Origin of the sequence: Amycolatopsis sp. lyj-109, from assembly GCF_046548995.1 — a bacterium.
Classification (GTDB): Bacteria; Actinomycetota; Actinomycetes; order Mycobacteriales; family Pseudonocardiaceae; genus Amycolatopsis.
In genome coordinates this window covers 1-13,953 of record NZ_JAJPWR010000047.1, presented here as the reverse complement: position 1 = coordinate 13,953, position 13,953 = coordinate 1, and the positions used below count along the sequence as shown (strand labels likewise).

Below are 13,953 nucleotides of genomic sequence, written 5' to 3'. Positions count from 1 at the left end.
GCGGTTGCGGCGTCGGGGGGACCGTGTGCTTGAGGCGGGTTTGCGATGAGGCGGGGGTGGCCGATCGCCGGGCTCTTCGTGCTCGCCGGGGTCGTGCTGGCCGGGGGCTTTCTCCCGGGTAGCGCCACCGTTGTCGGGGTGCCGTGGGCTTCTTCCGGGGCCGGGTCTCCGCTCGGGACCGATGTGCTCGGCCGGGACGTGCTCACCCGGACCCTCGCCGGCGGCGCCACCCTGCTCGCCCTTGCCCTGCCCGCCGGGCTGCTGACCACCGCGCTCGGCACGCTCGCCGGGCTGGCCGCCGCGTCGGGTCCTGGGGGAGAGCGGGTTCTCGCGCGGCTCAGCGGGGCCGTGCTGATGGTTCCGTCGCTCCTGCTCGTCCTCGTCGGTGCCGTCGTGCTGCCCTACTGGGCCGCCGTTCCGGTCGTCGTCCTGCTGCTCGGGGTGCCGATGTCCGCCCGGGTCGTGCACGCCACCGCGCGGCCGCTGCGGCGGGCCGGGTTCGTCGAAGCCGCCGTCGCCCACGGGGAGAGCCCGCTGCGCGAGCTGCTGCCCGCCGTCGCCGGGACCGTGCTCGCCGATCTCGGCCTGCGCGTCGGCACGGCCCTGCAGTTCGCCGTCGCGGTGACCGTGCTCGGGTTCGGCCCGGCGCCGCCCAGTCCGGACTGGGCGGCGATGCTGCGCGAGAACCTGCCCGGCGCCGAGCTCAACCCCTGGTCCGTGCTGGCCCCCGCGGCCGCCCTCGCCGTGGTGGCCACCGCGGTGACCCTCGCCCTCGACCTCGCCGGGCGCGCCCGGCCGCGGAAGCCGCCACGGGTGGTCCACAAAGAACTGTCCACACCGGACGAACTGGCCATCCGTGGTACGTGGCACGGCGGCGATCGCGTGCTGGAGCTCGACATCCGGATCCCCCAGGGGCACGTCCTCGGCGTGACGGGCACCTCGGGAGCCGGCAAGACGAGCCTGCTCCACCTCGTCCTCGGCGAGCTTCCCCCGGCCACGACGTCGTGGCACGGCGCCCTCGCCCACCGCGGCGTGACCATCCGCCCGGGGACGCGGCAGGCCCGCCGGTGGCGGCGCGCGCACGTCGGGTTCCTGGGGCAGGATCCGGCGCTGGACCCGTTGCGGCGGGTCGGCCACGGGCCCGCCCGCCGGTACCCGCACCAGATCTCCGGCGGCGAGGCGCAGCGAGTCGCGCTGGCCCGGGCGCTCGACGGCGACCCGGACGTCCTGGTGCTCGACGAACCGACCAGCGCCCTCGACGGCGAGACCCTCGAACAGGTGACGGCGGTCCTGGCCGGACGCACCGCGGTCGTGGTCAGCCACGACCGGGAGTGGCTCGCCCGGGTCGCGGACGACGTCCTCGACCTCGGACAGGCCGAGCCGCCGGGCGCGCGGCTCGTGGTCCCCGTGGGCGAGCCGGTGTTCCGCGGCGGCGGGCTGGAGCTGCGCGAGGGCGAACTCGTCGTGCTGTTCGGGAAGTCGGGCGCCGGCAAGACGACGCTGCTGCGCGGCCTCGCCCGCGACGGCTTGATCCGCGGCGCCCCACCCGCGCCCGGCGAGGTGGAACTGCTGCGGCAGGACGTCTACGGCGCGCTGAACCCGGCCCGCACCCTGGCCGACGCCGTGGGCCGCCCGCCGCGGGTGCTGCACGGCGTGCCGCGGCCGCGTGCCGAAGCGATCCGCTTGCTGGCCGAGGTCGGGCTGGGGCCGGAGTTCGCCACGCGGCGGCCGGACGAGTGCTCGGGCGGGCAGCGGCAGCGGGCCGGATTCGCCCGCGCGCTGGCCGCACGGCCCCGCGTGCTGCTGGCGGACGAGCCGACCTCCGCCTTGGACACCGCCACGGCCGGGGTGGTGCTCGACGCGCTCGACCGCCGCCGCGCCCGCGGGCTGGCGGTGGTGCTGGTGACGCACGACGAACGGCTCGCGACGCGGGCCGATCGGGTACTGAGACTCGAAGAAGGGCGACTGCGGTGAGGTTCGACGACATCTGGATCCAAGGCACCGGCCGGTACGCCGGCGAACCGCGCCCCGCGCCGGAGCAGGTCACGGCGCACTCCGGGATCCTCTCGGTGGCCACGTCCGGGCTCGCCGGCCCGGAGCTGGCGGTCCGCGCCGGACGGCAGGCACTCCACCAAGCCGGACCCGGTGCGGTCGGGCCGCACCTGCACGGCTCGATGGCCTACCCGGGACTCGACATCTGGTCGTCGTCCTGCTGGGTCGCCGACCGGTTGCTCGCCGCCGCACCGGCCATGTCCCTGCAGTTTTCCGCGCTCTGCAACACGTCGGTGGCCGGGATCGAGACGGCGGCGAGCCTGCTAGCCGGACGTCCGGACTTCCCGCGGGTCCTGCTCACCGTGGGCGACCGCTTCCCCGAGACCGCGATCGACCGCTTCGAAGTCGACCCGGAGATCGCCCTCGGCGACGCGGGCGCGGCGGCCGTCCTCGGCCGCGGAAGCGGGCTGGCGCGCGTGCTGTCCGGCGTTTCGCGAACGGATCCGTCGCTCGAAGGCCTCCAGCGCGGCGACGAGCCCTTCCGCGACCGCCCGGCCGACGGCCCCGCGATCGTGCGCAAGCGCACCCGCCAGTTCTTCGCCGCGGGCACGCGCACCCCGGCCTCCGTCGTGCGCGCGCACGTCGAAGGCGTCCGAGAGGTGGTGGAGACGGCGTTGGCGGAGGCGGGCACGAGCATCGGCGAAGCCCGGTGGGTCGTCCCGCCGTTCGTCGGCGCCAATGCCTTCGAACACGGCTACGAGCGTCCGCTGGGCCTGGACCGCGAGCGCACGCTCTTCGAGTTCGGGCTGCGGCTGGGACACCTGGGCGGCAGCGACCACCTGTTCGCCCTCGACCACCTGCTCCGCGACCGGACGCCGGAGCCGGGCGACCGGATCGTGCTCATCGGGGTCGGCGGCGGGTTCACCTTCACCTGCGCCGTCCTGGAAATTCCGGCCTGGGCGCGAAGTGTCCGATGATTTCGCGAGCGAATTCCTTGGATTGCGCCGTTATCATGATGGATTCACGTCGGGCAGGCGGCCGGTAACCTTCGTTCTTGTCAAATCCCGGCATCCACGAAGGAATGAACAATGAATGTTGTTGAGCAGGTCGCGACCAAGCTGTCCGCCGAGGAGGGCGCGATCCAGCCGCTCGAATTCTCCGGCATCGAGACGCCGGTGAGCTGCGCGACGTTCGACGTGTACCGGATCGGCTGGGCGGCGCTCCACGCCGCGGAAGCGGCGACGGACCACCGCGCCGCCAACGCCGCGGCCGCGGCGCTGATGCGCGCGCACGGTTTCGGCGGTTACGACAACGTCGCCGGCCTGCCCGCGCAGGGCGCTGTGTCGTTCGGTGACCAGTCGACCGACGACCTGATCGCGCTCCGGTCTTCCTGGGCCTGATCCCGGCCCTGCTGCCGGGCATTTCGCCGCACGCCTCTTCGAGCGTGGGGTGGGATGCCCGGCACTTTTCTTTGCGGTGGTGCAAAAAGCCGCCCGGTGGAGGATCCGCCGGACGGCTTTCTCGTGGGCCGGTCGCGTCAGTGCGCCGAGCGCGCCGCGATCAGGTCGGTGATCGCCACGCTGCCCGACGGCGCGCAGGCCACGCCGGTGTCGGCCACCGCGTTGCCGCCGAAGCCGCGGACCAGGTCGACCGCACGCTCGGCCCAGTGGGCCGCGGCCTCGTGCAGACCCGCCTGACGGGCCAGCTGCGCGGCCAGCGCCGCGCCTTCGGCGGTGGTGGCGCAGCTGGTCGGCGAGACACTGCGGACCATGCCCAGCGGCTCCAGCACGCCACCCTCGGCGGGAACCTGCTGGCTGGCGGCGGTTTCGATGACACTCATCACGGGAAGACTTCCTTTGCGGTAACAGGACAAGACCCCCGACGGTAACCAGCGGAAACGCCGGCACGGCCGGTCCGGGAGCCCTTCCCCCCGACCGGCGGAGAGTGGCTTCGGCCACTGAGGAGGGGGTCTCCACCAGAAGGCTCAGCCGGGCGTCGGCACGCCGGCGCTCGCCCGGAAGAGCTCCTGCTCCAGCCAGATCGCCGCCTTCGCGCCGTCCGCCGCGCCGGTGATCACGAACGGCGTCGGTCCCGGCAGGTCGGCCTGGCGGGCCGTGTCGCCGGCGGCGTACACGCCCGGGACCGTCGTGCGCTGCGCCGGGTCGACCCGCACGCAGCCGTCCGGCAGCAGCTCGCAGCCCAGCCCCGTGGCCAGGTCCGTGTGCTGCCGCTGCGCCGGCCGGTGGAACACCGCCGACCGCCACAGCGGCTCGCCCGCGGCGAAGTGGATCGTGACGTCGCCGTCGTCGCCCGCCAGCCGGGTGACCGGTTCTTCCCGCACCGGGATTCCGGCGCGCCGCAGCGCTTCCCGGAGCTCGGGACTCACCTGCAGGGGCCCGTTCGCGCACAGGACGAGGTCCTTCGCGAACCGGTCCGCGAGGTAGAGCGCCAGCATCGCCTGGGAGAAGTCCCCGCCCAGCACCGCCAGTGGCCGTTCCGCCGCCTCGAACCCGTGGCAGAACGGGCAGTGGTAGAGCCCCCGGCCGAACAGCTCGGGGACGCCGTCGATCTCCGGCAGCGCGTCGACCTGCCCGGTCGCCAGGATCACCCGGCCGGCCCGCGCGGTGGTGCCGTCGGCGAACTCCGCCGTGAAATCGCCGATCGTGCCGCGCAGGGCGGTGATCAGCCCGTCGCGGACCTCGACGGCCGGGTACTGCGTGAGCTCGGCGCGGCCGATCCGGCGCAGCGCGGCCGGTGAAAAGCCGTCCCGGGACAGGAACATGTGCATTTCGGACGCGGGTGCGTTGCGGGGCCGTCCGCTGTCCACCAGCAGCGTCCGGCGGCGCTGGCGCCCCAGCGTCTGGGCCGCGTTGAGGCCGGCGGGACCGCCGCCGACGACCAGGACCTCGAACATTCAGTCTCCTTCGGTGTTCCGGGCGGCGGGGATCCGCCAGCCGCGGGCGTTTTCGCGCAGGGCGTGGAAGGTGGCGTAGCGACCACCGAGGCGCAGCAGCTCGTCGTGGGGGCCGCACTCGGCGATCCGGCCGCGGTCGAGCACGAGGATCCGGTCCGCCGCCCGCGCCGTGGCCGGCCGGTGCGTGACGACCAGCAGCGTGCGCTCGCCGCGGAGCTCGGCCAGCGCTCGGGTGACGGCTCGCTCGGCGGCCGCGTCGAGGGCCGCGGTCGGCTCGTCGAGCAGGACGATCGGCGCGTCCTTGAGCAGGGCGCGGGCGATCGACACCCGCTGCCGCTCCCCGCCGGAGAGCCGGGTGCCGCCCTCGCCGACGCAGCCCCGGCCGATCAGGTCGCCGAGGCCCGCGCGTTCGGCGGCCGAGCGCACCTCTCGGTCGGTGGCGTCCGGCCGGCCGAACCGGATGTTGTCGGCGACGGTGCCGTCGAAGAGGTAGGTGTCCTGGGAGACCAGGGAGATCCGCCGCAGCAGGTCCGCGCCGCGCTGGTCCCGGACGTCGGCCCCGCCGACCCGGACCGCGCCGCCGCCGACGTCGAAGAACCGCGGCACCAGCCGCAGGATCGTGCTCTTGCCGGCGCCCGAAGTCCCGACCAGCGCGGTCATCGTGCCCGGCGGCACGGTGAAGCTGACGTCCTCGAGCACCGGTGTCCCGCCGTAGCCGAACCGCACCCCGGCGAACTCGATCGACGGCGCCCCGAACGGTTGCGGTACTCCGGGTTCCGGCAGCCGCGGCTCGGCCAGCACGCGCTCGACGCGGTCCAGCGCGCCGTCCGCCATCCGGACGGCCGCGCCGAGTTCGGCGGCCACGAGCATCGGCTCGGTGAAGCGGACGGCCAGGACGAGCGCGACCACCGTGGTCGCCATGTCGACTCGGCCGCCCAGTGCGCCGGTGACCGCGACGAGCACGAGCGCCGTGAAGGCGGCCTGCACCGTCACCACGAACACCGCCAGCCCCGGCAGCGCGGTCGTCAGCATCCGGCGGGCCGCGTTCCGGTGGGCGACGAGGGCGTCGTCGAGCAGCCGCAGCCCGGGCCCGCTCAGGCCGAAGGCCCGCAGCAGCGGCTGGTTGCGCGCGAACTCGACGACCCGGCCGGCGGCCGCACCGGCGGCGGCGTCCGCGACCTCGTCGGTGCGGCGCACCAGCCGTCCCGACCATCGGCAGGCGGCCACGGCGAGGGGTGCGGTGGCCAGCGCGGCGACCCCCATCCGCCAGTCCACGGCGCAGAGCGCGGCCGCCGCGGCCGCGGGTGTCACCACGGCGCCGATCAGCGGGTCGAGCAGGTGCGCGGGCACCCCCATGACGCTCATGACGTTCTGCGTGGCCAGCCGCCCCAGCGCGCCGGCCCGGGCCGGGGTGAACCAGCCGAGCGGCAGCGTGACGACGTGGTCGCCGATCCGGCGGTGCAGGTGCGCCGACAGCGTGTACCCGGCGTGCCGGGCCGTGACGACGCCGCGGAAATAGACGAGACCGCACGCCGCGGTCGCCACGACCGTCGCCGTCAGCCACGGCCATGCGTCGTCCGGCGCGCGCAGGATCGGCAGCAGGAACGCGAAGACGGCACCCTGGAGCGCGGCGGCGACGGCCAGCAGCGCCGCGGCGCGCTTCAGCGGCCGCGAGCGGCCGGGGCCGAGGAGGGTGATCAGCCGGCGGATCATGCCGCGCACGCCCACATCCGGGCGTAGCCGCCGCCGGCCGCGACGAGCTCGCCGTGCGTGCCGCGCTCGGTGATCCGCCCGTCCGCCAGCACCACGATCTGGTCGACCTCGGTCACCGTGGCGAGCCGGTGCGCGATCACCAGCGTCGTCCGGCCCACGACGAGCGCGGACAGTGCCTCCTGGATCGCGGCTTCGGACTCCGGGTCCACCGACGCCGTCGCCTCGTCGAGGATGAGGACCGGGGTGTCGGCCAGCAGCGCCCGCGCGATCGACAAGCGCTGCGCTTCGCCGGTGGAGAGGGTGGCCTCCTCGCCGAGGACCGTGTCGTAGCCACGGGGGAGGGCGAGCAGCCGCTCGTGGATCCGGGCCGCGCGGGCGGCGGCGTGCACGTCCTCGAGCGGTGCGTCAGGACGGCCGAGCCGCAGGTTGTCCGCGACGCTCGTCCGCAGCAGCCGGACGTCCTGCAGCACGAACCCGACGTGCCGGTAGAGCTGCGACACCGGCACGTCGCGCAGGTCGGCGCCGCCCAGCCGGACCGCGCCGCCGGTGACGTCGTGGAAGCGCGCGGCGAGGGCGGCCAGCGTGGACTTGCCGGAGCCGGACGGGCCGACGAGCGCGGTCACCGTGCCGGGTTCCAGCGTCAGGTCGATGCCGTGCAGCACCTCGGTCTCGCCGTCGTAGGAGAAGGACACGGAGGCGAATTCCAGCCGGGCCCCGTCGACGGTGGCCGAGCCGGAGTCGCGCAGTTCGGCGGTGGCCAGGAGCTCGGCGATGTCCGTGGCGGCCGCCTGGCCGGCGCGGGTGTCCTGGACGCTGTAGCCCACGGCGAGCAGCGGCCCGGACAGCCCGGCGCCGACGATCACGAACGGGACCGTGCCGGCCGGGGAGAACAGCACGCCGGCCACCAGCAGGACGCACAGGGTGACCGCCGGGGACATCGCGAACTGGCTCCAGGCCATCGCGGGCGTCACCGAACGGGCCCAGCCCGCGACGAACTCGCCGTAGCGCTCGGCCGCCTCGGTGAACCGCCGGTGCGCGTGGCCGGTCCGGCCGAACGCCTTGACCTCGGCGATGCCGTCGAAGAACTCGACGACGGCCGAGCCGAGCGCGGCCGTGGCCGCCTGGTACTCGCGCATGCGGGCGTGGACGTCCCGCATCGCCTTGCGGTGCAACGCCAGGCCCACGGCGAGCGGCACGACCGTGACGAGCGAGAGCAGCGGGTCGAGCGTGGCCAGGTACGCCGCGGCGGCCAGCGGCGCGACCACGGCCGTGGTCAGGTCGAGCAGGGCGTGCGCGACGAGGTGGTGCAGCGCGCCGACGTCGTCGGAGACCGCGCGCTTCACACGGCCGGAGTCGTGCGCGGCGAACCAGCCCAGCGGCAGCCGGGTCAGGTGCCGGGCCAGCCGGCGCCGCAGCGACAGCTGCAGGTCGTTGTCGGCGAAGTGGGTCAGGGCCGAGGCCGTCACCAGCAGGGCGGCGCGGACCGGCAGCGCCACGAGCGCGACGGCGACCAGTGACCACAACGCGGTCATCGGCGTGCCCGCGAGGAGCCGTCGGCACAGCTCGGCGACGGCGGCGAACGGGGTCATCCCGGCGATCGCGGCGCCGGCCTGGCACGCCAGGCCGGCGAAGAGCCGGACACGGACCGGAGCGAGCAGGGCGCGCAGAGGTGTCACTTCCGGGTGTCCCGTCCTTCCGATGGGCTTGGTCACTCTCGCGCAGCGTAGTTGACAATGGTTATCGTTGTCGACAAGGGTGAAGCGACCGCTCGCGTGAGTGGTGTCCGTGAATGCGAGGAGCGTCTGTGTCTTTCGAGGAGCGTGGGAAACACGATCCCACGGCCGGAGCCGCGTGGCTGCGTGAATGTGTCGCCGACCTCATCGGGGTGGCACCCGGGGAAGTCGACCTTTCGCTGAGGTTCGCCGAACTCGGCGTGGAATCCCTCGGAGCGCTGAAACTGCGCCGCGCGCTGGCGGCGAAATGCGGAAGTGAACTGCCGCTGACCGCGTTCCTCGGAGAAAACCCGGCGAACCGCGTACTCGAACTCCTCGGCGGCGCCGGTCCCACGGCGCTGCCGGACACCGCCCCCGTGATCGCGGTCGAACCGGGGGAACCCGTTGCTCTGACGCCGGTTCAAGGTGCCTACTGGGCGGGTCGCGGAGACGACTTCGCACTCGGTGGGGTCGCCACCTTCTGGTACCACGAATACGACCGGCCGTCCGTGGACGTCGACGCCCTGGAAACCGCGTTCGCCCGCCTGATCGCCCAGCACCCGATGTTGCGGACGACGATCGGGCGCGACGGTTTCCAGCGCGAAAACGCCGAAATTCCGCCGTTCCGCATCGAGCGCACGGATTTGCGCGGAATGCGCACGGAAGAAGCCGAAGGGATGCTCGCGGAACTGCGGCAGCGCCTTTCCCATCAGGTCCGGGCCCCGCACGAATGGCCGCTGTTCGACGTCCGGGCGGCGCTGCTGCCCGGGGGTGGCGCGCGGGTGTTCGTCGGCTTCGACGTGCTGATCCTCGACTTCGCCAGCTGGCGGCTGCTGATGACGCAGTGGGGGCGGCTGGTCGACGACCCCGGCCTCGCGCTGCCCGCGCCCTCGTCGGCGTTCCTCGACATCGTCCGCCACCGCGAGACCGATCCCGCCTACCGGGCGCGGCGCGAGCGTGACCGCGCCTACTGGGCCGGCCGTGCGCTCCCCGCCGGGCCCCGGCTGCCGGTGGTGGCGGACGCCGAACCGCGGTTCCGCCGCCGCCAGTGCCGGCTCGACGCCGATCGCTGGGCCCGGCTGCGCGAGCGGGCCGCCGCGCGCGGCCTGAGCCCGACGTCGGTGCTGCTCGCGGCGTTCGGGCTGGTGCTGCACCGGTGGGGCGCGACCGAGCCGTTCGCGCTCAACGCGACCCTGTTCGACCGCCCGGACGAGGCACGTGACCTGGTCGGGGACTTCACCACCACCGCGCTGGTCGCGATGCCCACGCCGACGTCCTTTGTGGACTACGCGAGGCAGGCGAACGAGACGCTGTGGGAGGCGATCGACCACTGTTCGTACACCGGCGTCGAGGTGAGGCGCGAACTCGGCCATGCGTACCCGGTGGTGTTCACCTCCGGGATCGGCATCGGTGACGGCACCGCGCCGGCGGGCTGGCTGGGGGAGGAGGTGTTCGGGGTTTCGCAGACGCCGCAGGTGCTGCTCGACCACCTCGTCTGGGAGGAGGACGGCACCGTCCGGCTCGTGTGGGACGCCGTCGAGGGCGCCTTCGGCGAGGGCTACCTCGACGGCCTGGCCGACGCGGAGTACACGTTGCTGACCCGCCTCGCCGAGGACGACGTGGCCTGGATCGCGGCCGACCTGGGCTGGGACCCGACCTTCGCCGCACCCGAGCCGCTCGACGTCACGCCGTTCGGGGACTGCGGGCCACTGCTGGACGCGCCGCTGCGGCTCGCCGCGGACCGCGCGCCGGAGGCCCCGGCGGTGCTCGCGGGCGGGGACGTGCTGTCGCACGGCGTCCTGGCGGCCCGGGCGACGGCGCTGGCGGGGGCACTGGCGGCGGCCGGGGTGTCGGCCGGGGACCTCGTACTGGTCGCGGTGCCGAAGTCGGCCGAGCAGATCGTCGCGGTGCTCGCCGTGCTGCGGTGCGGCGCGGGGTACGTCCCGGTGGATCCGGCGTGGCCCGCGGCCCGGATCGCCGCGGTGTGCGCGCGGGCCGGGATCACCTGCGCCGTTGCCGCGGCGGACGTCCCGCTCCCGCCCGGTGTGGCCACAGTGGACGGTGTCGCCGACGTTTCCCTGCCGGCCGCCGATCCGGATGACCTCGCGTACGTCATCTTCACCTCGGGCTCGACGGGCGTGCCCAAGGGCGTGGCGATCGAACACCGCCAGGCGCGGACGACCATCGACGACGTCACCGACCGGTTCGGGATCACCGCCGCGGACCGTGTGCTCGCGTTGTCGGCGTTGAGCTTCGACTTGTCGGTGTACGACATCTTCGGCGTCCTCGGCGCGGGCGGGGCGATGGTGCTGCCGGACCACGCGCGGCAGCGCGACCCGCAGCACTGGTGCGAGCTGATCGCCGCGCACGGCGTGACGGTGTGGAACACGGCGCCGGCGTTGCTGGAGATGGTCGTCGAGTACGCGGAGTCCGACCCGGCCGCGGACCTCGGATCGCTGCGGCTGGTGATGCTGTCGGGCGACTGGATCCCGGTGAGCCTGCCGGACCGGCTGCGCGCGCTGGCGCCGGGTGCGCGCGTGATGAGCCTGGGCGGGGCGACCGAGGCGTCGATCTGGTCGATCACCCACCCGATCGGCGAGGTCGACCCGGCGTGGCCGAGCATCCCGTACGGCCGGCCGCTGCGGGACCAGGGATTCTTCGTGCTGGACGAAGCCGGCCGCCCGTGTCCGGTGGGTGAGCCGGGGGAGCTCTACATCGCGGGGGCGGGGGTGGCCCGCGGGTACCTCGGCGACCCGGAGCAGACGGCCGAGCGGTTCGCGGTGCACCCGGGCCTCGGCGAGCGGCTGTACCGGACGGGCGACCTCGGCCGCTGGCAGCCGGACGGGACGATCCGGTTCCTCGGCCGCACGGACCGCCAGGTGAAGATCCGCGGCCACCGCATCGAGCTGGGCGAGATCGAGTCGGCCCTCGACCGGCTGCCCTCGGTCCGCCAGGCGGTGGCGGCGGCGGTGCCGGGACCGGACGGGCGGCCCCGCTTGGTGGGGTACGTGGTTCTGGCGGAGCCGAGCACGGAGCGGGAGCTGGCGGCGCGGCTGGGGGAGGTGGTGCCGGAGTACCTGGTGCCGTCACGGTTCGTGCTGCTGGAGGCGATGCCGGTGACGGACAACGGGAAGGTGGACCACAAGGCGTTGCCGAACCCGTTCCAGCGGGCTGCTGGGGTGACAGGGATGGCTGGGGCGGCGGAGGTCGGCCGGGGCGCAGAGCCGAGGGTGGCGGAACCCGCAGCGCCACCCGCGGCAGAGCAAGCACTCGCGGCAGGGCAAGCATCCGCGGCAGAGCAAGCACCCGCGGCAGAGCAAGCACCCGCGGCTTCGGCCGCCGGCCGCCGGTCTGCCGCGCCGCCGGCCACTCCCGCGCCCGCGACAGCCGCCGGCTCGCTCGCCGACCTCGTCCGCGGCATCCTCGGCGACGTCGACTTCTCCCTCGACCTCATCGCCGCCGGGGCCAGCTCGCTCGATGTCGTGCGGCTGGCCAACGCCATCGAAGACACCACCGGGACCCGGCCTTCGTTCACCGAGCTCGTCGCCCACCCCGCCATCACGGACCTCCTGCGCGCCCACGCCGGAACGACGGCACCCCCGGCCGCCGGCCTGCCCGATCCCGGCGGCCTGGTGCTGACCATGCGGCTCGAGCGGCCCGACGACCGCCCCCTGGCCGAGGCGCTCGCCGATGCCGGACGCTGGTTGCGCGACCTGCACGACTGGGCCGGTAACACCGGCTACCGCGTCGAAGAATCGCTCCCGTCCGGCGGCCGCGACCTCGTCGAAGTCCGGTTGCGCACCGGTGACACCCCCGGCCCCTTCCCGCTCACCGAAATGCAGCTCGCCTACCTCGTCGGCCGCGTCGACACCTGGCTCGGCGACGCCGTCGCCCCGCACTACTACACCGAAGTCGACGTCCTGGACCTCGACCCCGGAAAGCTCGCCGCCGCCCTGCGCACGGTGCTCGCCCGGCACCCGATGCTCCGCGCGACGATCACACCCGAAACGCTCCAGGAAATCTCCGGCACCCCGCCGGCGGTCGAGATCGAGGTGTTCGACCTGCGCGGCCGGCCGGGCGAAGCCGCGCGGATCCGGGACGAGCGTTCGCATCGGGTGCTCGATCCGGGAAGCGACCCCATGCTGCACGTCGCCGCGAGCCGGCTCGACGACCGGACCTGGCGGGTCCACTTCGGACTGGACCTGCTCTTCTGCGACGCGCAGAGCGCCGTGATCCTCGCCGACGAGCTGGTCACCGCCTACCACGACCCCGCCCGCCTGCCCGCGCCGCCGCGCGTCACGTTCGGCCAGTGGGTCACCGGGCGCCCGGACGTCCCGGACCGCTCCCGCGAGTACTGGCGGCGCGCGGCCGCCGCGATGGCGGACGGCCCGGCCCTGCCCGTCCGGGCCCCGGGCGCCGGGAAGGTGCGCTTCACCCGGCGGCACGCCGAAATCCCCGCCGACCGCTGGCAGGCCTTGTGCGCCAACGCCCGCCGGCACGGTGTGACGCCGACCGGGCTGGTGCTCGCCGCGCTGGCCGACACCCTGCGGGCCGGGGGAGGCGGGGACCGGTTCACGCTCGTCGTGACGTCGTTCGACCGGCCCGCCGGGCACGCCGGGGTGATCGGCGACTACACCACGACCGTGCTCCTGGACGTCGAGCGCGTCCCCGGCAGCCACGCCGATCGCGCCCGGGCCGTGCAGCAGCGGTTGCTCGCCGACCTCGACCACGCGCAGGTGCACGGCAACGAGGTGCTGCGCGAACTCACCGCGCGGCGCGGCCGGCAGGTGCTGCTGCCGGTCGTGTTCTCCAGCGGTCTCGGCAGCACACGCACCGTGGACGGTGCCTCCGCCGACGCGTCGCGGCTGCTGTCCCGCTTCGGCCGCACCGCATACGCGATCAGCCAGACCCCGCACGTCGTGCTGGACTGCCAGGTCTTCGAGGCCGGGGGAGCGCTGCGGCTCAACTGGGACGCCGTCGATGCCGCCTTCCCGGACGGTTACCTCGACACCCTGTTCGCCGCGTTCGTCGCGGCCACCGGGGCGACCGCGTGGGACGAACCCGATCCGAGCGGCCTGGCCGCACTCGGGTTGGCGTGCGAACCGGTCGTCGCGGACCGGGGTGTCCCGCGGCCGCGGACCGGCAGCGCGAACCCGGCCGTGGAACAGCGGATCGCGCGGGTGCTCGGCGGGCTGCTCGGCGTCCCGGCCGGGGAACTGGACCCGCTGCGGACGTTCTTCGAGCTGGGCGCGACGTCGCTGACACTGGTGCGGGCGCACCGCGAGCTGTCCGCCGAACTGGACCGGCCGATCACCGTGCTGGACCTGTTCGCCCGGCCGAGCCTGCGCGAGCTGGCGGCCCACCTGTCCCCGGGAACCGCGGAACCCGAGGACGACCTGCTCGCGTCGGCGCGTTCGCGCGGACGGGCGAGGCGGGTGCCGCGGCGTTGACCACCGCTCGGCGGGCGCGCCGCTGCTGTCAGCCCGGTGCGCCGGAACGTCTTGAATGACTCATTCAGGACCTCCGACCCGGATCCACCGATTTGATTTTTGGTGATCTTGAGGCTGGGTTGTTGATCTTGTTGTGGGTGGTGGGCGTGCTGGGTCGTGCTGGCTGGTCCAG

At 74.4% G+C, this 13,953-nt stretch carries 8 protein-coding genes; 4 read left to right on the top strand and 4 right to left on the bottom strand.

Annotated elements, in window-relative coordinates:
• Positions 1-45 precede the first annotated feature (45 nt).
• From ACLJQF_RS47575 to ACLJQF_RS47565, 3 genes are all read left to right on the top strand, one after another.
• Positions 46-1,974: an ATP-binding cassette domain-containing protein gene (locus ACLJQF_RS47575; protein ID WP_410617197.1), complete on the top strand. Its 1,929-nt coding sequence runs from the start codon at positions 46-48 to the stop codon at positions 1,972-1,974.
• The gene (locus tag ACLJQF_RS47570; RefSeq protein ID WP_410617195.1) at positions 1,971-2,969 is read left to right on the top strand and encodes a 3-oxoacyl-[acyl-carrier-protein] synthase III C-terminal domain-containing protein; all 999 of its coding nucleotides are present in this window, start codon (positions 1,971-1,973) and stop codon (positions 2,967-2,969) included. The genes ACLJQF_RS47575 and ACLJQF_RS47570 overlap by 4 nt, the downstream gene beginning before the upstream one ends.
• Positions 2,970-3,080: 111 nt before the next feature.
• Positions 3,081-3,392 carry a hypothetical protein gene (locus tag ACLJQF_RS47565; protein WP_410617193.1) on the top strand — a complete coding sequence of 104 codons (312 nt, stop codon included), beginning with the start codon at positions 3,081-3,083 and terminating at the stop codon, positions 3,390-3,392.
• 137 nt (positions 3,393-3,529) lie between these two features.
• On the opposite strand, the gene ACLJQF_RS47560 is transcribed toward ACLJQF_RS47565, so the two are convergent.
• The 4 genes from ACLJQF_RS47560 to ACLJQF_RS47545 form a co-directional block, all read right to left on the bottom strand.
• Entirely contained in the window at positions 3,530-3,832 is a 303-nt protein-coding gene (locus tag ACLJQF_RS47560; protein ID WP_410617192.1) for a hypothetical protein, read from the bottom strand.
• A gap of 144 nt (positions 3,833-3,976) precedes the next feature.
• Positions 3,977-4,906, bottom strand: coding sequence for an NAD(P)/FAD-dependent oxidoreductase (locus ACLJQF_RS47555; RefSeq protein ID WP_410617190.1), 930 nt, complete (start codon positions 4,904-4,906; stop codon positions 3,977-3,979).
• Complete coding sequence (locus ACLJQF_RS47550) at positions 4,907-6,619, bottom strand: ABC transporter ATP-binding protein (RefSeq protein WP_410617212.1); 1,713 nt, start codon at positions 6,617-6,619, stop codon at positions 4,907-4,909. It abuts the gene before it with no gap.
• Positions 6,616-8,295: an ABC transporter ATP-binding protein gene (locus tag ACLJQF_RS47545; RefSeq protein ID WP_410617188.1), complete on the bottom strand. Its 1,680-nt coding sequence runs from the start codon at positions 8,293-8,295 to the stop codon at positions 6,616-6,618. The genes ACLJQF_RS47550 and ACLJQF_RS47545 overlap by 4 nt, the downstream gene beginning before the upstream one ends.
• Positions 8,296-8,423: 128 nt before the next feature.
• Between ACLJQF_RS47545 and ACLJQF_RS47540 the strand changes: the two genes are divergently transcribed.
• Complete coding sequence (locus ACLJQF_RS47540) at positions 8,424-13,781, top strand: amino acid adenylation domain-containing protein (protein ID WP_410617186.1); 5,358 nt, start codon at positions 8,424-8,426, stop codon at positions 13,779-13,781.
• Positions 13,782-13,953: the final 172 nt, after the last annotated feature.